At 43.9% G+C, this 20297-nt stretch carries 27 protein-coding genes; 15 read left to right on the top strand and 12 right to left on the bottom strand.

All coding sequences use genetic code 11. The features are described from left to right. Window positions 1-32: 32 nt before the first annotated feature. Both QUB61_RS00130 and QUB61_RS00125 read left to right on the top strand, forming a co-directional pair. Entirely contained in the window at window positions 33-632 is a 600-nt protein-coding gene (locus QUB61_RS00130; RefSeq protein ID WP_333133305.1) for a hypothetical protein, read from the top strand. Window positions 633-772: 140 nt separating this feature from the next. Continuing rightward, entirely contained in the window at window positions 773-961 is a 189-nt protein-coding gene (locus QUB61_RS00125) for a hypothetical protein (RefSeq protein ID WP_333133306.1), read from the top strand. Between the two features lie 119 nt (window positions 962-1080). Here the strand turns inward: QUB61_RS00125 and QUB61_RS00120 are convergent, their stop codons facing one another. Continuing rightward, window positions 1081-1728 carry a hypothetical protein gene (locus QUB61_RS00120; protein WP_333133307.1) on the bottom strand — a complete coding sequence of 216 codons (648 nt, stop codon included), beginning with the start codon at window positions 1726-1728 and terminating at the stop codon, window positions 1081-1083. 187 nt (window positions 1729-1915) lie between these two features. On the opposite strand from QUB61_RS00120, the gene QUB61_RS00115 reads away from it, so the two are divergent. From QUB61_RS00115 to QUB61_RS00110, 3 genes are all read left to right on the top strand, one after another. Then, on the top strand, window positions 1916-2134 hold the full coding sequence (locus tag QUB61_RS00115) for a hypothetical protein (protein WP_333133308.1): 219 nt from the start codon (window positions 1916-1918) through the stop codon (window positions 2132-2134). Between the two features lie 385 nt (window positions 2135-2519). After that, on the top strand, window positions 2520-2690 hold the full coding sequence (locus QUB61_RS39690) for an SPASM domain-containing protein (RefSeq protein ID WP_445300991.1): 171 nt from the start codon (window positions 2520-2522) through the stop codon (window positions 2688-2690). A 9-nt stretch (window positions 2691-2699) separates the two neighbouring features. Further along, a complete protein-coding gene (locus QUB61_RS00110; RefSeq protein WP_333133309.1) occupies window positions 2700-3863 on the top strand; it encodes a glycosyltransferase family 4 protein in 1164 nt (387 codons plus the stop codon). On the opposite strand, the gene QUB61_RS00105 is transcribed toward QUB61_RS00110, so the two are convergent. Beyond that, the gene (locus tag QUB61_RS00105; protein ID WP_333133328.1) at window positions 3827-5044 is read right to left on the bottom strand and encodes a glycosyltransferase family 4 protein; all 1218 of its coding nucleotides are present in this window, start codon (window positions 5042-5044) and stop codon (window positions 3827-3829) included. The two genes, QUB61_RS00110 and QUB61_RS00105, sit on opposite strands and share 37 nt — an antisense overlap. A gap of 122 nt (window positions 5045-5166) precedes the next feature. Here QUB61_RS00105 and QUB61_RS00100 point away from each other — a divergent pair, with 122 nt between their 5' ends. The 6 genes from QUB61_RS00100 (at window position 5167) to QUB61_RS00075 (ending at window position 9845) form a co-directional block, all read left to right on the top strand. Beyond that, on the top strand, window positions 5167-6051 hold the full coding sequence (locus QUB61_RS00100; protein WP_333133310.1) for a hypothetical protein: 885 nt from the start codon (window positions 5167-5169) through the stop codon (window positions 6049-6051). Between the two features lie 54 nt (window positions 6052-6105). Further along, window positions 6106-6984, top strand: a complete 879-nt coding sequence (locus QUB61_RS00095) for a hypothetical protein (RefSeq protein WP_333133311.1) — start codon at window positions 6106-6108, stop codon at window positions 6982-6984. A 12-nt stretch (window positions 6985-6996) separates the two neighbouring features. Further along, window positions 6997-7665 (top strand): hypothetical protein, encoded by a 669-nt coding sequence (locus tag QUB61_RS00090; protein WP_333133312.1) that lies wholly within the window; start codon window positions 6997-6999, stop codon window positions 7663-7665. Window positions 7666-7668: 3 nt separating this feature from the next. Next, window positions 7669-8310, top strand: coding sequence for an FHA domain-containing protein (locus tag QUB61_RS00085; RefSeq protein WP_333133313.1), 642 nt, complete (start codon window positions 7669-7671; stop codon window positions 8308-8310). Between the two features lie 9 nt (window positions 8311-8319). Beyond that, window positions 8320-9402, top strand: a complete 1083-nt coding sequence (locus QUB61_RS00080; protein WP_333133314.1) for a glycosyltransferase — start codon at window positions 8320-8322, stop codon at window positions 9400-9402. Between the two features lie 230 nt (window positions 9403-9632). Beyond that, a complete protein-coding gene (locus QUB61_RS00075; RefSeq protein WP_333189767.1) occupies window positions 9633-9845 on the top strand; it encodes an NAD-dependent epimerase/dehydratase family protein in 213 nt (70 codons plus the stop codon). Between the two features lie 80 nt (window positions 9846-9925). Here the strand turns inward: QUB61_RS00075 and QUB61_RS00070 are convergent, their stop codons facing one another. The 5 genes from QUB61_RS00070 to QUB61_RS00050 all read right to left on the bottom strand — a co-directional run bounded on the left by QUB61_RS00070 (window position 9926) and on the right by QUB61_RS00050 (window position 15033). Further along, window positions 9926-10222, bottom strand: a complete 297-nt coding sequence (locus QUB61_RS00070; RefSeq protein ID WP_333133315.1) for a hypothetical protein — start codon at window positions 10220-10222, stop codon at window positions 9926-9928. Between the two features lie 18 nt (window positions 10223-10240). After that, a complete protein-coding gene (locus QUB61_RS00065) occupies window positions 10241-10576 on the bottom strand; it encodes a XisI protein (RefSeq protein WP_333133316.1) in 336 nt (111 codons plus the stop codon). A gap of 83 nt (window positions 10577-10659) precedes the next feature. Next, entirely contained in the window at window positions 10660-10995 is a 336-nt protein-coding gene (locus QUB61_RS00060) for a XisI protein (RefSeq protein ID WP_333133317.1), read from the bottom strand. A gap of 84 nt (window positions 10996-11079) precedes the next feature. Then, entirely contained in the window at window positions 11080-11592 is a 513-nt protein-coding gene (locus QUB61_RS00055) for a dihydrofolate reductase family protein (RefSeq protein ID WP_333133318.1), read from the bottom strand. A gap of 66 nt (window positions 11593-11658) precedes the next feature. Next, window positions 11659-15033, bottom strand: coding sequence for a leucine-rich repeat domain-containing protein (locus tag QUB61_RS00050; RefSeq protein WP_333133319.1), 3375 nt, complete (start codon window positions 15031-15033; stop codon window positions 11659-11661). A gap of 192 nt (window positions 15034-15225) precedes the next feature. On the opposite strand from QUB61_RS00050, the gene QUB61_RS00045 reads away from it, so the two are divergent. Together QUB61_RS00045 and QUB61_RS00040 are read left to right on the top strand one after the other, a co-directional pair. Next, window positions 15226-15495, top strand: coding sequence for a type II toxin-antitoxin system VapB family antitoxin (locus QUB61_RS00045; protein WP_333133320.1), 270 nt, complete (start codon window positions 15226-15228; stop codon window positions 15493-15495). After that, window positions 15492-15758, top strand: coding sequence for a PIN domain-containing protein (locus QUB61_RS00040; RefSeq protein ID WP_333133321.1), 267 nt, complete (start codon window positions 15492-15494; stop codon window positions 15756-15758). The genes QUB61_RS00045 and QUB61_RS00040 overlap by 4 nt, the downstream gene beginning before the upstream one ends. Before the next feature lie 164 nt (window positions 15759-15922). Here the strand turns inward: QUB61_RS00040 and QUB61_RS00035 are convergent, their stop codons facing one another. From QUB61_RS00035 to QUB61_RS00020, 4 genes are read right to left on the bottom strand one after another with little or no spacing between them, the layout of a single operon-like run. Beyond that, window positions 15923-16135, bottom strand: coding sequence for a hypothetical protein (locus QUB61_RS00035; RefSeq protein ID WP_333133322.1), 213 nt, complete (start codon window positions 16133-16135; stop codon window positions 15923-15925). Window positions 16136-16138: 3 nt separating this feature from the next. Next, on the bottom strand, window positions 16139-16477 hold the full coding sequence (locus QUB61_RS00030) for a DUF433 domain-containing protein (protein ID WP_190735861.1): 339 nt from the start codon (window positions 16475-16477) through the stop codon (window positions 16139-16141). A gap of 35 nt (window positions 16478-16512) precedes the next feature. Further along, window positions 16513-16830 (bottom strand): DUF433 domain-containing protein, encoded by a 318-nt coding sequence (locus tag QUB61_RS00025; protein ID WP_333133323.1) that lies wholly within the window; start codon window positions 16828-16830, stop codon window positions 16513-16515. A 37-nt stretch (window positions 16831-16867) separates the two neighbouring features. After that, a complete protein-coding gene (locus QUB61_RS00020; protein WP_333133324.1) occupies window positions 16868-17023 on the bottom strand; it encodes a hypothetical protein in 156 nt (51 codons plus the stop codon). A 224-nt stretch (window positions 17024-17247) separates the two neighbouring features. Here QUB61_RS00020 and QUB61_RS00015 point away from each other — a divergent pair, with 224 nt between their 5' ends. Further along, complete coding sequence (locus QUB61_RS00015; RefSeq protein WP_333133325.1) at window positions 17248-18132, top strand: aspartoacylase; 885 nt, start codon at window positions 17248-17250, stop codon at window positions 18130-18132. Window positions 18133-18135: 3 nt separating this feature from the next. Here the strand turns inward: QUB61_RS00015 and QUB61_RS00010 are convergent, their stop codons facing one another. Continuing rightward, the gene (locus QUB61_RS00010; protein ID WP_333133326.1) at window positions 18136-18849 is read right to left on the bottom strand and encodes a phosphatase PAP2 family protein; all 714 of its coding nucleotides are present in this window, start codon (window positions 18847-18849) and stop codon (window positions 18136-18138) included. Window positions 18850-19010: 161 nt separating this feature from the next. On the opposite strand from QUB61_RS00010, the gene QUB61_RS00005 reads away from it, so the two are divergent. Next, a complete protein-coding gene (locus tag QUB61_RS00005) occupies window positions 19011-20090 on the top strand; it encodes a M23 family metallopeptidase (protein ID WP_333133327.1) in 1080 nt (359 codons plus the stop codon). Window positions 20091-20297 lie beyond the last annotated feature (207 nt).

Below are 20297 nucleotides of genomic sequence, written 5' to 3'. Positions count from 1 at the left end.
TCGTTTCCGGTAACTACGGAATTATAAAAGCAATGGCTTACAGCGATTTCAAATTAAGTAATGTAAGTAAAATATTTGAATTAACAATTACTGAGTCTTCCCAACTATTCGCTGATGTTCCCGAAATAGAACCCAGCGAATTATTAACAACTATTCTCAAAGAAAATATCGATCTCGCTGTTTCAATTAATACCGAAAAAGCCCGATCAGAAATGATTATAGCACCAATTCTTCTAGAAATTAGGCGCAAATTAAATTATAATATAAGTTTATTTTCTGGGATCGAGTTTAATGTCGATCCAAGTAAAGGACTCAATGGATTTTGCGATTTTTTAATGAGCAATTCTCGGCAACAGTTGTTTATTTCCACTCCCATATTAGCAATTGTAGAGGCAAAAAATGAGAACTTGAAAGCAGGATTAGGTCAGTGTACCGCTGAAATGGTAGCAGCACAATTGTTTAACCAACAAGAAGGCAAGGAAATCTCGATTATTTACGGCGCAGTCACAACTGGTACAGTTTGGCAATTTCTCAAACTGGAAAATAAGGTGGTTTCGATAGATTTAACAGAGTATTTTATCCGAGATATTCAGAAAATTCTAGGAATTTTAATCAAAGCCATGAACGGCTAACGGTAGGGTGTGCAGTACCCACCGTACAAAAAGTTGCGAAAAGTTTGTCTGCGGGATGTAATAACTTGATGTAAGGTTTACAGACAGAACCGATCCAGACAGTGAGTTTTGTTGGTAATGAGAAATCAGCCAGGTTTAACATGAATACCGACGGCCCAAAACAGCGGCTGATTGTGGTGGTTATGCCCCGCACTGACCAGCAAGAACTGCTTTCGGCATTGGAATCGGGTGCTAGCGAGTACGTCACCAAGCCGTTTAGCTTTAGCGACTTGCTTTTGCGAGTGCGATCGCATTTGGAGGACAAGGCATCTTGCGTGTCCCCCAGCTAATTAATTAGTTTTTGTGAAGTTTATAACCACCTGTTTTCAACAAATACAGACAATAAAAAACCTCAGATTGACGGATTTTGTACAACAAGTGTGCAATGTTCGCTGGCAAAAAAGTCGAGCTAATCGCTCACTGAAAACGTGTTAATACTTTGTTGAAACGAGGGCAAGCGCTCTTCAAATTCCTCAGCACTGGTAGTGAATGTAACAGCCCAGATATTGCTTCCCTGTTTAATCGTGTAGATTATCTGTTTGGCAGTTACACCCGAAATTGTGGCTTCTGTAACGATCTGAACTCCCTGATAGCGGTCAAGCGTCACCTGCTTCCGCTCCACTACGCGAAATTCGCTGGGTAATTGTTTGGTAAGTACATCCAAGTATGTATCTGTTGTCACTGTAGATCCAACTGGCTCTGTAAGAATAGCCGCATTACTCAGAAAACCTGATTTACTAGCCTTCGAGTCAAAAGCCCAGAGGGCGAATACGGATGAATTCTGTTTGAGTGACTGAGCTACCTGCTGATAGTAGGGCCCCAAAGATTCCAGCTTCTGAACCACCACGTCCAGATTTTGGCTGAGGTCTCCGCCCTGATAGCTCTCCGGTAACTGCAATTGTGCACCGCGTCCCTCAAATTTTTTCCAACCTGGAATGGTGGTTTGTGTGCCCACAAACGGACTTGGTGTTTGTTGAGAGGTTTGTGGCTGCTTGCAGCCTAGGACTAGGCTTGGTAGCAACAGACAGAGTACCAACAAAAAGTTTTTCTTCTTCATAGAATTAGGGTTGAGACCGCAACTTGGTATCTCTCATGATTGTAGGTCGGAACGCAACTCGATGTCTGAGTAATTACTAAGGCAATTTTTGCCAAATCCCCCTGAGTGAGGGGGATTTTTGTCGCTCTCTGTTCTCCTTCCTCTGTAAATCTCCTGAGTTCGGTGAGAGTTTTCTCATAAAAGCTTCATGAAGATTTCACAAAGAAATGCGAAATTATGTTTAGACAACCGCAATAAAACTGTTCCTGTCGAGATGGCGCTTGTAGAAATACCCCAAATCCTGGAAGCAGAAACAGCAGCACAAATTATCGACTACAACCAGCGTGTAGCCCCGATATTTGCCGAAAAAGCAATGGCAAAAAACCTAATCCGCCAAGTCATATCAATTCCGGTTACACCGGAATGATGGTCCGTTGGGAGTGGGGAGTGGGGAGTCGGGGAATGTGGAATTATTGACCTTGACTCGATCGTACCCATACAACCGGAAACGATATCAAAGAAGCCTATCCTTTCGGAAGTACACCATCAGAAATAGTGCAAAATCTTGAGGGAGTTTACGCCAGAGACTTACAACAATCACCCTTATTTTGCTCCTTGGACTCATGCTTTAATTGACCGCGTTGCTAGAGTTAGCGTCTGCTGCATGATGCTGAATAAACCAATCATCGGTGATTTAAGGCAGCAGTCAATCGATTTTAGATTTTAGATTTTAGATTTTAGATTGACCCCACGGATAAATGCGGGGGCTTGAGGATTTTCGATTTGCGATTTTGGATTGATTCCACGGATAAATCACGTGGCGGGTACCATCAAGAAATTCTTGGTCATTCAAAGAAATTTGGACGGGAGAAAATTTCGCAGCTTTACGCCAAACTAAAAATTTACCAATGTTGAAAACTTGTCAAAAATGTGATAGGTTCCTAGAAAATAATCGCCGCTTAGCAGAGATAGTTTACTCATAATTAATAAGTATGCCCCGACTTTTATTAATTGCCGAACGGTTTCCCCCCGATATTGGCGGATTAGCAACCAGTGGAGCCCGCATTGCTGACAGCCTTTTTAAACTAGGAATTGAACTCGATGTTCTTGTCTGGAGTCGCTATTTACAAGCCGGAGAAGTTCAGCCATTAACAAATACTTTTCCCTTCTCAGTTTATCGGATTGGGTTATACCGTCACTGGGATATGACCATGACTCATACCCTAAATTTTTTAGATTGGTTGCACCAACAAAAACCCTACGATGCTGTTTGGGGTCATTACCTATTCCCGGCAGGGTTTTTAGCAGTCTGGTTTGCACAAATCAAAGGCATTAAAAGCATTGTGAGTGCGAGGGGAAATGATGTTGACCGAGGCATATTTCCGCCGGGAGATTTTGCGCGAACTCAGTGGACTTTAGAACGGGCTGATTTAATTACAGCAGTTAGTAAAGAATTGGCTAAAAAGATAATCATACTTTGTCGGCGAGATGACATCCTGGTTATCAAAAATGCAGTTAATCCAGACATCTTTACTCCTAAAGCTGCTTTAGAAACTAAATTATCACTGCGAGAAAGTCTGGGAATTAGCCCGGATGAAATAGTTTTAGGATTTGCTGGAGAATTGCGGGAGAAAAAAGGGCAGGGTTTTTTGCTAAAAGCACTAACAAAAGTGCGAGAAAATCGCTCAGCTTGTCTGTTGGTAATTGGCGAAGTGCGAACTACTCAGGAAGCCGCGATTCAACTTTATGCTGGTCAATATCCAGAGGATTACAAACGCTTAATCGTCACCGGTCATTTGGATGAACCTGAAAAAGTTGCCCTACATTTGCAACTGTGCGATATTTTCTTGCAGCCTTCCGTGTGGGAGGGAATGCCGAATGCTTTGTTGGAAGCAATGGCTTGTGGCTGCTGTTGTATTGCTAGCGATGCGGGGGGAATTCCAGAGATTGTTGAGCATGGGTTAAATGGTTTTATGTTGCCGCGCCAACAGTTACAATGTTTGCCAGATGCAGTGTTGGAGTGTTTGGATTTAGACTCAAAGGTGCGGGCCCAAATGGGTATTGCGGCGCGCGATCGCATTTTGGCAGAATTTTCACCTTTACAGGAAAAACTTCTGCTTCAATCGGTAATTGACCGTTTAATTCCCAGTTCTTGATAAGCTTTAACTAATGCCAATCCTGCTTGCTGCCAAGTGTAATTATTTTCAATTTTACCCCTAGCAGCCGCTGCTAATTTAATCCCCAATTCTGGAGCATTTTTTAAGCGGATAATAGCATCTAGAATTCCCTTAGCTGAACCCGGTTTAACTAGCAGAAAGTGTTCCCCATCAATGCCCAATTCTCTGACAACGGGCAAATCGCTGGCAATCACAGGAGTCCCGGTAGCCATGCCTTCTAAGACTTTTAGGGGACAGCAACCTTGTATTAAATTGCGATCGTTGAGAGTCAGAGGTGCGACAATAGCATCAGCAGTATGGATGTGCGTGACGAGTTCAGCTTGCGACATAGGTTCTAAAAGCTTTAATTTATCGGTAACATCCAGCTTGCGAGCGAGTTTGTCTAGTGCTTGAATTTGGTAATCTTTCAATTGTCCGATGACTGTCAACTCAGTAGGAAATTCGTTATTAGCCAGTGCCATTGCTTCCACCGCTAAATTCACTCCTTGCCAAGCAGAAACCGTGCCAAAGTAGAGCATTTTAAAGCAGTTATTTGGTTCCCGCTTGGCTGGAGGTAAATAACTAAAGATTTCAATATCTACGCCATTAGGAATTACGCGAATCTTTGAAGGGTTAACGCTTCGAGAAATTAGATAATCCCGTGTCACTCCGCTGGGAGTTAAAATTAGATCTGCAGCTTCTAGACAGATTTGTTCTTGCGATACTAATTTGTGCAGCAATTCCGAGTCTTCGGCAACTGCTGGATGCCGATACTTGAGTTCGATGGACGGCAATCCGTTGACTTCAAAAATTAAGTGCTTGCACAGTTTGTGTTTCCTGGCAGCAATGGGATATCCTTCATATATTGAGCGGATATGCACTGCTTCAAAGTAGCGGTTATGCCACCAACTACCTAATATTGTGCGGAAATGCAGCACTCGGTTAATTAGAGTGTCACCAATCGCAGGTAACTGAGTTTGTGCAACATTTGAAAAGAGTTCTTGAGTGTTAATAACTTCGGGGGTTGGAGAAACTGTCACTAACTGAATGTTGCCAAAAGTTGCTGCTAAAACTCGCACAAATGCTACGATGTGAATAGCCGCGCCTTTTGGTGCTGGCACTGTGTCGAAGGATACATAAACTAAGAAGTATTGAGCGGCTATAATCGGAGATGTGAACACCAAGGTAGGAATCTTTCTGGGAGACGTGAGTCTATACTAGAAAAGTCTCGGCTTTTAGAATAATTTATTTCACATTTTTTAACAAAACTTATCAAACACTGCTGAGTAATGGAGCTCGGAATATGGCAATTAATCTGAAAACCTTTGCGAAAGATTTAACTTATCAAGCTGATACTTCAGTCCGCCAAATATTTAAGGATTTGAAGGAAATTGCGGAAATCAAGCAGTTAGCAGAGCAAAAAGTTGCTTATTTTACCAAATTGGGAGTTGGGAGCTGGCTTGGTATCCTATTAATTATAATTGGGTTATGCTTCGCACACTCAAATGCTTGGACTAATTTGATAGGGTTCGGATTTTTTCTCTTGGCTGTCTTAATAGTTCCGGCAATCTTTTGTACTGTCAAACAGAGTTATTATAATAAATTAAAAGTGCGGGACGATCGCTATGAGTTGTCCAAAAAGATACTGTCGATGGTGAATCGCGATCGCACTCCGAATAGTAATGTTAAAATTATGATACATTTCACTCCGGCGGGCGAAAAGGGTAAAAAAACTCAAACGTTACCTCATCCTCGTAAGCGGGGTTGGAAGCTAGATATATTTGAGGATCGATGGCTAATACTCGAAGGAAAATTTCTTGACAGCACTAACTTTTTTTTAACCGTTACAGAATTAAATAGGACAGCATACGGGCAGAATGCTAGAGGAAAGTGGAAGAGCAAAAATAAACCGAAGGGTACAGAGATTAATTTGAAGTTGAGTTTCCCAAGTAAAAAATATGGTTCTATCCATGTTATCCAAAAAGCAGCCCCAGAAGCGGTAAAATTGCCAGAACAAGTGAATCTAAAAAGGATGAAGGTGACACCGAAGGCGCTCGACTTAACTGTCAACACTACTCATGCTTTTAGACGAGAAGGGCTGTTGTACACAACAATTACAATGATGTTTTTGAGCCTTTATCAAATTCTGAACTTTGCAAAATTGCTCTCTAAGAGACGGGCAGCTTGAAATTAGTCTCGGTTGTAAAGTTATAAATAGGTGTTGAGTCAGGGAGATCGGAATATGGCAATTAATCTGAAAACCTTTGCGAAAGATTTAACTTATCAAGCTGATACTTCAGTCAGCCAAATATTTAAGGATTTGAAGGAAATTGCGGAAATCAAGCAGTTAGCAGATCAAAAAGTTGCTTATTTTAGAGCTTTGGCAATTGGGAGCGGGCTTAGTATTATCATAATTGGGTTATTCCTCGAATCCTTAAATGCTTTGACTAATTGGACAGGGTTAGGATTTTTTCTATTGGCTGTCTTAATAGTTCCGGCAATCTTTTGTTCGGTCAAATGGAATTATTATCATAAATTAAAACTGCGGGAGGCTCGCTGTGAGTTACCCAAAAAGATAGTGTCGATGGTGAATCGCGATCGCACTCCGAATAGTAATGTTAAAATTCAGATAGATTTCACTCCTGGGCGCCAAAAGGATAAAAAAGTTCAAACGTTACCTCATCCTCGTAAGCGGGGTTGGAAGCTAGATATATTTGAGGATCGATGGCTAACACTCGAAGGAAAATTTCTTGACAGCACTAACTTTTTCTTAACCGTTACAGAATTAAATAGGAGAGCATACGGTCACAATCGTAGAGGAAAGTGGAAGAGCAAAAATAAACCGAAGGGTACAGAGATTAATTTGAAGTTGAGTTTCCCAAGTAAAAAATATGGTTCTATCCATGTTATCCAAAAAGCAGCCCCAGAAGCGGTAAAACTGCCCGAACAAGTGAATCTAAAAAGGATGAAGGTGACATCGAAGGCGATCGACTTAACTGTTAACACTCCTCTAATTTTAAATCAAGAAGGGCTGTACCAAACAATTACAATGATGTTTTTGAGCCTTTATCAAGTTCTGAACTTTGCAAAAATGCTCTCTAAGAGACGGGCATTATCTTAAACTTAGAAAATTATGAAACTAAAAAGTTATACTGCGATCGCACTTTTAACCTTGCTGTTGACTAATTGCAGCAAACCAGCGAACGCGCCAACTCTGGAGACTCAGACACCGCCTGCAACTCAAACTCAAACGACACCTGCGGTTAGTAGTAAGAGTGGAAAAATTGAACTTAAATTAGAGGGGGGGAAAGCGGCGTTTTCGCTTAAACCTGAGTCTGATGGTGCTAAGTTGGTTGATGAGAACGATCGCGAATTAGCGAGATTAACAGTTGACAGCCGCGAAAAAGTGAAAATTAAGGATGCTGCAGACCGCGCTATTGGCTATGTGGTAACTGAGGCGGAATCTTGGAAAATCAAAGATGCGAGTCAAAATCAAGAATTGTATGTTTTGCAACGACAAAGTGATGGGGATTATAAACTAAAATCTGGTGGTAATCAAGAGATTTACCGGATTAAAAAACGAGACTACGGCTTTGAAATAGAAACACCCACCAAGCAGTCGGTCTATAAAATCAAGTCAAAAGACGGTAAAATTTCTTTGAGAAATCCATCAGAGAAAACAGTTTTATATGTAAAATCGGGATTGACACCGATCGCGATCGCCTGTTTTGGTTTGGATGTCCTCACTCGCGAACAAAAGGCTGCTCTCGCTTATGCTGTCAATGATTCTGGAGTTCAATAAATTTTGTTAATACAACTAACTTGGCAAGAATTGGAGAGTACAGTTCGGGAACAAAAACGAGTGTTAGAAACACCTGTAGCAATGGGGCGCGTGTTGAATGCTATGCCAGAAGTAATTGATGGCATTCCTGTCTCTCGTGTAGTTTTAAACGACAATCAAATTGCTGGCTATCATGCTTTAATTGTCGAAAGTAACGGCCAGTTACTTATCGTCGATCAAAATACTAGCACTGGCACTTTGGTGAATGGTTTATCTTTTCCTAGCTGTACCGTGGTTGATAGCGATCAAATCTCGATCGGCATTTATACAATTACGATACGGCTAGGTGCGAACATTAGCAATACCACTGCCGAAGGGTGCGATCGCATGGTGGGTTTTTTGTTCAAGCGCCGCTGCGGCCGCACTCAATCAGAAGGTTGTAGCTATTGTAGGGGCGGACAATCAGACCGAGACCCCTATTTGTCCGATCGCTCTTATTATCCTGGTTATGGCGAATATGATGATTGGCGTAGAACTTATTACTATCAGAATGATTCCGCCTTGTACAATCGAGAAACTAATGAAGTAGATTTTACGGATTCTGATGCTGCTACTTTTGAAGATGAATCCGATCGAGATTTTGAACAGAATTTCGGCGCGAGTTAACTTAACTCAATGAGACAATTAAATACTTCATCTAATACTTGGCTGATTTATGCCTTAGGCGGTGGTTGGGGACATCTCAACCGCGCGATCGCTCTAGGTAGAATTGCCTCCCGCAACCGCCCTGTAAAAATTTTAACTAATACTCCCTATTTCGGCTATATTGAAAAGTTTTTACCTAAAACTAACTGTCAAATTTTCGCGATTTCGTCAACGGCTGATTTTGAAACTACTTGTACTCAAGTTCAGCAAATATTGCGAGAAACTGACTATGAATGTTTAATCGTCGATACTTTTCCCAGAGGGTTAGGCGGCGAATTAGCGACTATTTTGCCAGAGTTAAAGACAAGTTTGCGAGTTTTGATTCACCGCGACATCAATCCTGAATATGTAAAAGTAAAAAACTTGCATCGGTTTGTTGCTGATTGCTTTGATTTAGTATTGGTTCCGGGAGAAGGTGTTGAGGTGCCTCTGGCAAATCTTCCTTGTGTTCAACATACAAATCCTTGGCTAATTCGCAGTGCTTGGGAGTTACCAATTAGGGAAGATGTAGAGGCAATTTTGCGGCTAAATCCGCTCGATCGCAACTCTAAAGTTGTCCTTGTGTTAGCATCGGGAACGGCTGAAGAGTTATCTTTTTACGGTGAGCTTACTAGCATTTTATCGCAGTATTGGGAAAATGTCGCAGTGCGCTGTTTGTCAGGGGAAAAACCAGATAAATGTCCAGAGAATTTGTGGGTGTTTCACTGGCCGGCGATGGAGTGTTTGCAGGTTGCTGATGTGGTTGTGGGCAGCGGGGGATATAATACTATTTATGAGTGTCAAGCTTTAGGAGTTCCTTTAGTGGCGTTTGCTTGGCCGAGATTATACGATCGGCAGCGGGTTAGGGTGCAGCGTTTAGTTTCTTCAAATTATGAGGCGGGTTTGGCACAAAGTCGTCGGGTTTTAGCTGATAGTTTAGAAACTGCGATCGCGGCTGTTGGCAGCGAACTCAATTTGCCTGTTTCCAAACGCTGTCGCCCTAGTTATGACTTTGTTAACGGTGCTTTCAGCGCTGTTTTTGCCATAGAGTCGTGCTGTAATTTCACAAAATGAAGTCAATCGATTTTAGATTTTAGATTTTAGATTAAAGAATTGAAGCCTTGACCCCACGGATAAATTCGGGGGGCAAGTTTCATCGGATACAGGTTTTTTATTTCTGGACGGATGAATCCGGGGGCTTGTATCCTGAATGCTTTCGGTCAGAGAAAAGAGGGAAGAACTCATACCATTTTTGGGTGAATAAATGACCTTTTTGCTCCCCCAACCCCCTTAAAAAGCTATAGATACTCGCTGTTAGCGATAACGTCGATCGTCCTATTTCCCTTTACGCAGCCACCAAAAAAGCTAAGGAACTGATGGCTCATTCCTACAGCCATTTGTACAACTTGTCAATCACCGGATGGCGCTTTTTTACAGTCTACGGTTCTTGGGGGCGGCCGGATATGGCTGATTTCAAGTTTGTAAATTTGTCGGTATCCTTTCCTACTAATTTGTGACTCTTTTTAGGAAAAACTATCGCCTCCGCACTAAATTTAAGCTAGCTTATAAGAGGATGAGATAAATTGAATTGCCAAAACTATTTCTGATTAAAAAAACCGCAGATGATTTCACCAGGGTTGTTTTGTCCAAATTTCAAAACAGTTCCATCTTTCTTAACTGTAGTGCGATCGCGGCAATTGTAGACTTCCAGAGGCTGTTTAACTCCATCAACACTAAGAATTACCCTGTATTCCCAATAGTTTTTCGCACTGCGTTTGATATCGACAATGCAAATCTCGCTTCCTTGATAATTGCGGCATACAGAGGCGTCAGCAGGAAGCGCGACCCAGAAAAAAGATATTAATAACAAAAAGTAGCAAATACATTTCATCATCTGCGATCGCCTTTTCCTTTACGCTACTCCGAACCCAGTATGCGGACGCTTGTAAGGTGGATGCAACCCCAACACAATATCATCCTCAGACACTCCCATCTTGACAAATTCCCCTGCAATGTCCACTTCTGTCATGTTGCGCTGAATCCAAATTTTGCCATCCTTGATATCCAAATGAATGAAACAGTTGTATATCCGCTTTAGTCCGTCCCAGCCAACATCGAGTAACTGATAGTGGTCGTGTTCCCAATCAAAAACAAGCTGGCACTCAACGTCTGGATTAGGCTTTTCTAGCCTTGCTTGTTGACTTAGCAATTTTCGGATACACTGGCGGTAACGCTCTACTCTTTCCATTCCAAAATTACCTTCTTTTTACAGCATCGTGAAATAAATTTCTAGCACCCATATATGTACAAGACAGCTTTTATATCTCTTATCTATTCTACTGCATAACCCGTATACTTCCGCATAAACGGCGGCTGAAATCCCCAAACAATATCCTCTTTGGGAACTCCGGCTATTACTAAATTTTCAGCAATATCATCTTCAGTGGCATTCCATTGAAGCCAAATTTTCCCGCCCTTGATATCTATGTGAATGCTACAGTGATGCACCCGAGTCTGGTTGTCCCAGCCCACATAGAAGATTTGGTAATGATCTCGTTCTGCATCAAGAATTGTCTCGACTTCAATATCTCCGTGAGCAGGTTTGCGCTTGCCGTACTCCAGTAACATTTGCTGCACAATTTTCCGATATTTGATTAATTTTTCCATTGCCAATTTACTTATTCCTATCTTACCTTTTTTGAGCGCCAACTGACAGTATTTTTGCAAACGATTTAGCAATGGGGCGCGCCCTCAAGTCGCGACATCGTAAGATAGCTGAACCAGGCCAGAACTGTATGTCTGACATCCTGTTAACTGCAAAGCTGTAGTATTTATGGGATTAGCAAATAAAGGAATTCCCTCGCCCAAAATAATCGGCTGCACCGAGAGAATTAGCTCGTTGACCAAATTTTGGTTCAGGAAATCGCGAATCAGCAGAGAACCTCCCACCAACCAAATATTCTTGCCGTCAAGCACGCGCAAATCCTTGACAAAATTCTCTAAATGTGTAACTACTTCGACATCAGAAGTTGCTTGAAACTCTAGATTTTTCGTAAAAACATAACTTTTTTTTTCCGGGTACGGATACTCGCCAAAAGTTAGAACTTGTTCGTAAGTTTTCCGACCCATGAGAACGGTATCGATGCTATCTAAGAATTTAGTATAACCGTAATTTTGGTCTGTAAACAGCCAGTCAATATCGCCATTCGCTCGGGCGATATAACTGTCCAAACTAGATGCAATGAATAGTACAATTTTACGCATGGCAATACCGAGGTTTTGGGAATGTTTGGGGCGAGCATGGCCCCAATCACCTTAATTTTAAATGATTTAGCGTCCTGGCGGTAGCTGGAGTTCGACACCCACCTTTTGACCGAGGTCGATCGCCGTATTAGCAAAATAAGTGATGCCTGCGATCGGAATTGCGACCGCAGTTACTGCAGCAACAATAGCTTTTAAGCTTTTCTTTAATCTGGTTTTATTCCATTGGTTTTCAGGTTTCTGGATTTCGCTTTCGATATCTTCAATATCGATAATTATCTCATCGCGGAGGTCTTCGGGAAACTGCTCGGCGGTTTCACGCATCGATGAAATCAGTTTCAAAAGTTCGGCGGTATTGGAATTATTGTTTTGGAGGGATTGATTGCCACCAACTTCGGCACTGTTCGACGAACCGCCGATATTGCCGGAAAAGTTAGAACCGTGAAAAGCACCTTGAAAGTTGTTGGTTTCAGAAGAATTTTGAGTCATTTTTGCTTCGGCTTTATTAATAATTGGTCTACTAACAGCTAGTTTAGCGATATCTACAATGTCGTTATATTCTCTTCCGTATTTTTCCATTTCTCGATCGCCCATTTGGTTTCTGCGCCGAAGTTCGATCGACTCATACCCATCCAGCAACGGCCGCAAATCGAGTTTGAGTTTAAGTTTGCCGACGCGCACTGTATTCTCGCCCATCTCCTCTAGCCCTAGCAATTCCTCGTAATCCAGCGGTTCAGCATCGGGATAACCGGGAACCGGCACCCATTGACTGATTTCCAGATTGGCAAAAGAATTGTGGATTTTGGTAAACGTATCGCGAATCATGCTGAGGAAAGAACGCCGCGTCGATTCCCGCCCGCTAACGGCAATAAAGATTTTCTTATCTTCCGGGTCAGATTTGATCCGGGCGATGTTGTACACCTCAGCGCCTTCCTTGTACTCCAGCATAACCCCCGTCCGCCAGTGGGTGCAGTTGTGGATTTTCTCGTGCATGAGGACGATGAAGCGCGAGAGGATGCTGTCGGGAAGGATGCGGTAGTGATATTGAAATTCCAGGGTTTCGCCTTGGAGTTCGGTGTTTTGCGGTTGTTCTTTGGGCAAGATGCCGGGGATGAGGAAAGTCGGCGCGGGACAATGGCTGACGGGGAAGCAGAGTTCAAATTCCTCCATCAACCCGGTGAGGCAGTGGTAGCGGCGGCTGGGATATTTATTTGAGTCGAGGATGCGGCTGAGGTCGGCGTAGGTGAGAATGCCTTTGGTTTTGACTTTGAGTGCCTCGTCGCTGAGGAGTGCATAGATGCCTTCTGTCACCCAGTGGGGATTGAGGATGTTGGTGGATTGCAGGATGGGGTGTTCGCGGAAGTTGAGGACAATGCCCAGGTTGTGCAGCAGTCCGATGAGTTGGGTTTGGTCGGTTTCTTCAAAGATGTTTTCTTTGGCGCAGATGGTGGCGTATTCGCTGATGCTGATGATGTCTTTGTCGAGGTTTTCCAGGCGCTGCTTGACTTGGAACCAGCTTAGCGGCAAAAGATCGTAGACTTCTTTGAGTTGGGAGATTTCCGTGTGGATGGCGCTGCGGAGTTCCTCGATGCCGGTTCCGCTTTCGCAGGAGGTTTCGAGAATCGCTTTGATGTTGGGATATTTGTCGCGCAAGGCTTTGCGGTTGAGATCCAGGGGTTGTTCGTCGCATTTGTTGCCGACGAGGATCACGGGGGAGGCGTCGCCGAAGCTTTCGATCAGTTTCAGCCAGTATTCGAGGCGGTTTTCGTCTTCGCTGGTGCGGCAGTTGCACACGAGGAGGTAGAGGCTGCGTTTGGTAAGGAAAAATTGGTGGGTGGCGTGGTAGATTTCTTGTCCGCCGAAGTCCCAGACGTTGAGTTTGACGGGTTTGGTGTTGACTGTAATTTTCCAGTCTGTGATGTTGAGTCCGTCGGTTTGGGGCTCGTTGGGGTTGTATTTATTGTGGATGAGGCGGTTGATCAGGCAGGTTTTGCCGACGCTGCCTTGCCCGACGAGGAGGACTTTGGCTTCGTTGAGGGGGCGGACTTCGCCGCTGCGGAGTTGGCGCAGGTAGTTGAAAATGGCGGCGGGAGTACCGGGGTTTTTGTTGTCGCCGAGAACTTCTGGAGAAATGGGCAGGGGATTGTCGCGGAGGTCGAGTGTTTCAAGTTTTGGGAGTGTTTCTAAGCATTCAGGAATAGTTTCAATCTGATTGTCCCACAGGTAAAGCTGTGTCAGATTCGACAGTTGAGCGATGACTTCTGGGATTTGGGTAATCTGATTGTCACTGAGGTCAAGCTGTGTCAGATTCGACAGTTTGCCGATGACTTCTGGGATGAATGTAATCTGATTGTTACTGAGGTCAAGCTGTGTCAGATTCGACAGTTTGCCGATGACTTCTGGGATGGATGTAATCTGATTTTTATTGAGGTTAAGCTGTGTCAAATTAGACAGTTTGCCGATGACTTCTGGGATAGATGTAATCTGATTGTCACTGAGGTAAAGGTCGGTCAAATTCGACAGTTGACCTATGACTTCTGGGATGGATGTAATCTGATTGTCACTGAGGTGAAGCAGTGTCAGATTCGACAGTTTGCCGATGACTTCTGGGATAGATGTAATCTGAGTGCTAAAGAGGACAAGCTGTGTCAGATTCGACAGTTTGCCGATGACTTCTGGGATGAATGTAATCTGATTGTTACTGAGGTCAAGCTGTGTCAGATTCGACAGTTTGCCGATGACTTCTGGGATGGATGTAATCTGATTTTTATTGAGGTTAAGCTGTGTCAAATTAGACAGTTTGCCGATGACTTCTGGGATGGAAGTAATCTGATTTCTACGGAGGACAAGCTGTGTCAAATTAGACAGTTTGCCGATGACTTCTGGGATGGATATAATCTGATTGTTACTGAGGTGAAGCAGTGTCAGATTCGACAATTTGCCGATGACTTCTGGGATGGATGTAATCTGATTGTCACTGAGGTAAATGTCTGTCAAATTCGACAGTTGACCGATGACTTCTGGGATGGATGTAATCTGATTTTCAATGAGGTAAAGCAGTGTCAGATTCGACAGTTGCCCGATCGCATCTGGAATTTCTGTCAAACCAATACTGACTAAATTTAAACTCTCTAATTGCTTCATTTCCAGCAGCACTTCTGGCATTTTTCCGAATGGATTGCCACTGAGGTTGATCGATCGCAAATTTAAGAGCGATCGTAATTCCTCTGGCAGTGTTCTTAATTGATTGGTGATTAGTTTCGGACTGAGTTTACCATGAACCCATCTCCAGTCTTCCACCTTCCCCAAAACCAACGTCTCAAGCTGCGTGCACTTGCCAATCTCCGGCGGCAATTCCTCCAAGTCCAGCCCCGACAAATCCAGTTCCGTCAATTTTTCCTCGGCTGCTCGGTCAATTCGCCGCACTGCTTCCTCTCGCGTCATGCCCTTTGTCTCTCGGTAGGATTCATTTTATTGTGACAGGAATTTTCGCTTGGTGGGGAGTTGCCCGCGCGTCACAATCAAAGAAACCGGGTTTTTTTGTTTCTACACTGTCATGCGTCTTCTGGGCAAAAATCCGGTTTCTGAGAGAGGCATCACAACTATAATAAAATAACCGTTAAAAGAGGAAAGCCAATGGTGACGAGCCTGAATGTGGATACGGCACTGCTGCAAGAGGCGATCGAACTTGAGGGAGAAATTGAGTTCGAGACTCTAGTTGAAATCGCCTTGCGCGAATACATTCAACGCCGCAAACAGCCACAGAATCTCGAACTTAGCTTTGGAGAATCTCTCAGTGCATTTCGTGAAAAATATCAACTGCACGAACTGGGTTTAAATCCTGAGGAAATTTGGGGAGAAGTTCGCGATCGAACTTTTGCAGGACGCGAGGTCATCTTTGAATGACGCTGCATTATTTACTCGATACCAACATTATCTCCGAACCTGTTCGTCCTCTTCCGAATGCGAATGTGATGACTAAACTAATTGAGGCAAAATCCACAGTGGCGATCGCCTCGATCGTTTGGCAGGAAGTTCTGCTGGGCTGTTATCGAATGCCAGATTCTAAGCGTCGCAGTGCGATCGAAGCTTATCTTCAGGAAGAAGTGAAAGTAAAATTACCGATTTTGCCCTACACCCAAGAAGCGGCTGAGTGGTTCGCCGCATAACGAGCAAGACTCATCCCGATCGGGCTTACACCGTCTTATGCTGATGGGCAAATTGCAGCGATCGCTAAAGTCAATAATCTGATTCTGGTGACACGAAATGTTGCTGATTATGCAAACTTTCAAGACTTGGCAATCGAAAACTGGTTTTCTTAAACTTAATCGATTTAATCATCTGTATGATGAGAAACAATAATGCGATCGATTTTTTCCCGGTGGCGATCGTAATAACGCCAAGCATTAATCTCGGGATCGAGAGTGCTTTTTGGGGGTGTACCAATTTCGCCCACTGCCCAAACTACTAGATCGGGGCGTTTTCGCCGAAGTTGCGTAGCATAAATGGGCGTAACATTCTCGTCCATTAAATATTTGAGCGCCATTTCTCAAGCACCCTGGATAACAGATTGTCTTTCCCGTTCAGCTTTCAATTTTCGCAATCTTTCTGTCGCCGGATGGGGATTTGCTACTTGGATTTTTCGCTGCTGATGCGACCATTCCAACCAATCTTGCAAATATCTACTTACTGATTCTTGATTTTGTAAATAATACAAAATAGTTGTATAAACTTCTGCCAAAGTTAGAGATGGATAGAGTTGCTGAATTTCTTCTGGGGTGCGTTCCCGATAAAGATACTCATACAGTACCGTCTCAATCCCGATGCGATGTCCTTTAATGCGAATATCATCCGGTGCTAAGAAATCAAAATACTCATTCAGTCCCATATCTAAAATCCCTGTTTTAGCTATCTACTATTCTACTATTCGGTTTGATGATAAACAATAATGCGATCGATTTCTTCACGGTGGCGATCGTAATAACGCCAAGCATTCTCTAAATCGCGATCCGACAAACCTGGATAATTCCGAAGTAACTCAGCCTCATCAGCGCCCTGTTGGTGAAGCGAAACCAGTGTCCAAACAGGAATCCGGGTGTTGCGAATCCGGGCATTTCCTCCACAGACTCCGGGCGTACTCTGAATCGCCCTAGCCGAGAGTTTTTCTTGAAACACCAAACACTCTTCAGGTGTCAGCGACTCAATGACTTGAATTAAGGAGTCAACCAACTGAATGTTCATAGCTGGTAATTTACAGAATATATAATAGTGCGATCGCTCAAACTATCATAGCAAAATTCCCCAACACCAACCTCTCAAGCGGAGGGCACTTGCCTATCTCCGGCGACAATTCCTCGAACCCCGCCAAATCCAATTCTGTCTGGCCCTCATCCGCAGCTTTGTCGATTAACTGCAACAACTCTTCTGGCGTCATATCCTTTGTCTCTCGGTAGTCTTCATTTTATTGCGACAGGATTTTTTGGTTGGTGGGGAAAGCCAGAAAGCTATAATAAATAAGCAACCCAAACATACACATTTTATGTCCACGTTACTAAACTTTAACTAATCTAAATATAAATACATAATCAACCTCAATCTGATGTTTTTTACCAAGAGATGACAAAGGGTGCTACGCTGGGGATAGGAACTTATTTGTTTATGAACCAAATTAAACGTGTTGCCATAGTGGGAGGAACCCACGGAAACGAACTCACAGGAATTTACCTCGTGAAGAAATTCGAGCGCGCGCCAGAGTTAATTGGGCGATCGACTTTTGAAACAATCGCCCTGCTAGCCAATCCCAAAGCTTGCGAAATCGGCAGACGCTACCTCGATATCGACCTCAACCGCTGCTTTAGAAAGGAAGATTTAGAAAATCCCCATCTCTCCAGCTATGAAGAGCAGCGGGCGAAAGAAATCTACGGCATTTTTAGCTCAAAAAACACTCATCTGCCCAACGTAATTATCGATTTGCACAGCACCACATCCAACATGGGGCTAACTTTTATTCTCGCCAGCCATCATCCATTTAACCTGCAACTAGCAGCTTATTTAACCTCTCTCTATCCCCACCTCAAGCTACTCGCTTCTACAACCAAGAATCCTGATAGTCCAGTGCTGCGATCGCTTTCCGAATTAGGCGGTACCCTCGAAGTTGGTGCAGTCCCGCAAGGGGTATTAGATGCCTCTTTATTTGAGCAAACTGAGCAAGTTTTAGGCACAATATTAGACTGTGTAGAAGCCTACAATCAAGGCACAATGCCTGCTGCAAAGAATCCCCTGACTATTTATCACACCATGGAGGCGATCGACTATCCCAGAAACGAGAATAAAGAAATTGAGGCAATGATTCATCCTCATCTACAATCCAGAGATTATCAAGCCCTGAATCCCGGCGATCCGATGTTTTTGACCTTTGATGGTGAGTCGGTCTTGTATGAAGGTAAATCGACCGTGTATCCAATTTTCATTAACGAGGCGGCTTATTACGAAAAAGGAATTGCCATGTGTTTTACCCAAAAGCAAATAGTTGTTAGTTATTAGTCATTAGTCATTAGTTATTTCTTGAGAGGGTTCTGGTGACAAAAACTCTTCTGAAGAAGGCGCACTAACAGAACGAAAGTGCTTCCATACTTCCAAACTGAGAATACAGGCAATCAGCCACACCAAACCCGCCATATAACCGGCAATAATATCGGTAGGCCAGTGAACCCCTAGATAAAGCCGACTCAAACCAATAGCAGCAACTAATACAACTGTCAAGCTGTAAATCCACCAGCGCTGCTTGGGAAAGCGCGAACCCAAGAAATATCCTAACAAACCGTAAATAACCATTGAAGTCATCGCGTGTCCGCTAGGAAAACTGTAAAAACGAACGTCAACAATGCGCTCCCAAAGTAGAGGTCGAGCGCGGGCAAAAAGTTTTTTTAACAGTAGGTTTAAACCGACCGCCCCGGCGCCAGTAACTGCAATAGTTGTGGCTTCGGAGCGATGTTTTGCCACCCACAAGATAATACCCAAACTCAGGCTCAGCGCTAGCAGCAAATTTGGCTGCCCTAAAAATGTAAAGGCGAGCATGATGCGATCGCGCAGCGGAGTGTGAAGGCTCCTAAGATATAGTAAAATAGAGCTATCGAAAGCGTAGCTTTCTTTTTCCAACACGTCTTCGGCAAGGGTGGCAAATATCCACATCCCCAAACCAGCAACAGCAAGCCCGGCCAGCCGAATTATCGAAATGAGCGATCGAATTTTAGAGCGCATTTTTTAAGTAATTTAAACTTTTAAAATTTCTAACTGACCATAATACAACAACTATCGGAAACGAAAACGCCTTACCGATCGTCTAGATTCTTGAGCAACTCTATTCTGAATCATTAATTGATTTTTCACTAGCCACCTCAGCTTTTACATCCAATCGGCAAATGACTATACTATCAAAAAAATACATTTCTGCAATTTTGTTGACCGTGGGGTTGACAAGTCTTTCTAGCTGTGCTAATAACAGCGGAGTAAGTGCCCCGATCGGCGAAGCCCACACGATCGCCCAGCGTCTCGTTTCGACCGCAGTCGGGCAAAAGCCGAACAACCCGCAATTCGGCCAGCCGATCGACTGTACCCTAGGCAAAGACTGTTTTGTAATGCTGTATTTCGATCGAGAACCCGGCCCCACCGCCGTAGATTTTGGCTGCGGGCGCCAAACCTACGACGGCCACGACGGCACAGACTTTGCCATTCCCGACGCCAAAGCAATGGCAAAAGGAGTTCCAGTGATTGCCTCCGCAGCAGGCAAAGTTTTGCGATCGCGAGATGGTGTGGTCGATCGGCGTTTACAAAACGATACAGACAAAGCCAGCATCGCAGGCACAGAATGCGGCAACGGCATGGTAATCGACCACGGCGCAGGCTGGGAAGCCCAATACTGCCACCTCCGCAAAGGCAGCGTTGCCGTCAAAGCGGGTACGCAGGTACAAAAAGGCACTGTTTTGGGCATGGTGGGAAACTCTGGGATGGCATCTTTCCCCCACGTACACGTAACTTTTCGCTATCAAGGCAAACCCGTAGATCCGTTTGTCGGCCCCGACGCGAAGTTAGGCTGCAACATCGCCCGCAATCCTATTTGGGACAAGCCTCTAGACTATATTTCCACAGGTTTAATTCGGGCCGGTTTTGCCAATAAGCCACCCGATATTAACGCTGTCTGGGAAGGACAATTTTCAGAGACTAAACTCCCTGCAAACAGTCCAGCTTTGTTGTTTTGGGTGCAAAGTTACGGAGTGCTCAAGGGCGATCGCGAACAATACAAATTATTTGCACCCAACGGCAAAACCATCGCTGACCAGACCAATGAAATTAAAGCCCCCAGCCGCACTTGGTTGGGTTATGTCGGCAAAAGAAACAGTACAAATTCTCCTCTGACTCCCGGAGTTTGGCGGGCAGAATATCGCTTGACGCGGGGCGATCGAGTTTTGGCCGAAGTCAAGCGAGAAGTTGAGTTGCGTTAGTCCCTTGGCCGTTGTGAATTTTCAAAATAACAGGATTTTCATCATCTCAGTTGACTGTTAAATCTTTTATGAAATCTTTAGGAGTCAACAACCAGCCCCCGGATTCATCCGTGGGTTCAATTCCATCATCTATAGCAGAAGTCCGATGTCCGTCGGAAGAAGGAAGAAGGAAGAAGCAGTAATAGCAATGGTTTCAGCGATCGAGAA

This window comes from Microcoleus sp. C2D2 (assembly GCF_036702495.1).
Lineage (GTDB): Bacteria > Cyanobacteriota > Cyanobacteriia > Cyanobacteriales > Microcoleaceae > Microcoleus.
Note: the sequence above shows the minus strand (reverse complement) of the source record. Positions and strands in the feature narration are given on the sequence as shown.

Excerpts from the sequence above, each read along its gene's own strand:
- QUB61_RS00130 (WP_333133305.1), top strand. The coding sequence starts at position 33 with ATGGCTTACAGCGATTTCAAATTAAGTAATGTAAGTAAAATATTTGAA.
- QUB61_RS00035 (WP_333133322.1), bottom strand. The coding sequence starts at position 16,135 with ATGGCGCTCAAATATTTAATGGACGAGAATGTTACGCCCATTTATGCT.
- QUB61_RS00045 (WP_333133320.1), top strand. The coding sequence starts at position 15,226 with ATGGTGACGAGCCTGAATGTGGATACGGCACTGCTGCAAGAGGCGATC.
- QUB61_RS00055 (WP_333133318.1), bottom strand. The coding sequence starts at position 11,592 with ATGCGTAAAATTGTACTATTCATTGCATCTAGTTTGGACAGTTATATC.
- QUB61_RS00060 (WP_333133317.1), bottom strand. The coding sequence starts at position 10,995 with ATGGAAAAATTAATCAAATATCGGAAAATTGTGCAGCAAATGTTACTG.
- QUB61_RS00020 (WP_333133324.1), bottom strand. The coding sequence starts at position 17,023 with ATGACGCCAGAAGAGTTGTTGCAGTTAATCGACAAAGCTGCGGATGAG.
- QUB61_RS00120 (WP_333133307.1), bottom strand. The coding sequence starts at position 1,728 with ATGAAGAAGAAAAACTTTTTGTTGGTACTCTGTCTGTTGCTACCAAGC.
- QUB61_RS00110 (WP_333133309.1), top strand. The coding sequence starts at position 2,700 with ATGCCCCGACTTTTATTAATTGCCGAACGGTTTCCCCCCGATATTGGC.
- QUB61_RS00100 (WP_333133310.1), top strand. The coding sequence starts at position 5,167 with ATGGCAATTAATCTGAAAACCTTTGCGAAAGATTTAACTTATCAAGCT.
- QUB61_RS00115 (WP_333133308.1), top strand. The coding sequence starts at position 1,916 with ATGAAGATTTCACAAAGAAATGCGAAATTATGTTTAGACAACCGCAAT.
- QUB61_RS00050 (WP_333133319.1), bottom strand. The coding sequence starts at position 15,033 with ATGACGCGAGAGGAAGCAGTGCGGCGAATTGACCGAGCAGCCGAGGAA.
- QUB61_RS00125 (WP_333133306.1), top strand. The coding sequence starts at position 773 with ATGAATACCGACGGCCCAAAACAGCGGCTGATTGTGGTGGTTATGCCC.
- QUB61_RS00025 (WP_333133323.1), bottom strand. The coding sequence starts at position 16,830 with ATGAACATTCAGTTGGTTGACTCCTTAATTCAAGTCATTGAGTCGCTG.
- QUB61_RS00070 (WP_333133315.1), bottom strand. The coding sequence starts at position 10,222 with ATGATGAAATGTATTTGCTACTTTTTGTTATTAATATCTTTTTTCTGG.
- QUB61_RS00010 (WP_333133326.1), bottom strand. The coding sequence starts at position 18,849 with ATGCGCTCTAAAATTCGATCGCTCATTTCGATAATTCGGCTGGCCGGG.
- QUB61_RS00065 (WP_333133316.1), bottom strand. The coding sequence starts at position 10,576 with ATGGAAAGAGTAGAGCGTTACCGCCAGTGTATCCGAAAATTGCTAAGT.
- QUB61_RS00030 (WP_190735861.1), bottom strand. The coding sequence starts at position 16,477 with ATGGGACTGAATGAGTATTTTGATTTCTTAGCACCGGATGATATTCGC.
- QUB61_RS00080 (WP_333133314.1), top strand. The coding sequence starts at position 8,320 with ATGAGACAATTAAATACTTCATCTAATACTTGGCTGATTTATGCCTTA.
- QUB61_RS00095 (WP_333133311.1), top strand. The coding sequence starts at position 6,106 with ATGGCAATTAATCTGAAAACCTTTGCGAAAGATTTAACTTATCAAGCT.
- QUB61_RS00040 (WP_333133321.1), top strand. The coding sequence starts at position 15,492 with ATGACGCTGCATTATTTACTCGATACCAACATTATCTCCGAACCTGTT.
- QUB61_RS00090 (WP_333133312.1), top strand. The coding sequence starts at position 6,997 with ATGAAACTAAAAAGTTATACTGCGATCGCACTTTTAACCTTGCTGTTG.
- QUB61_RS00005 (WP_333133327.1), top strand. The coding sequence starts at position 19,011 with ATGACTATACTATCAAAAAAATACATTTCTGCAATTTTGTTGACCGTG.
- QUB61_RS00015 (WP_333133325.1), top strand. The coding sequence starts at position 17,248 with ATGAACCAAATTAAACGTGTTGCCATAGTGGGAGGAACCCACGGAAAC.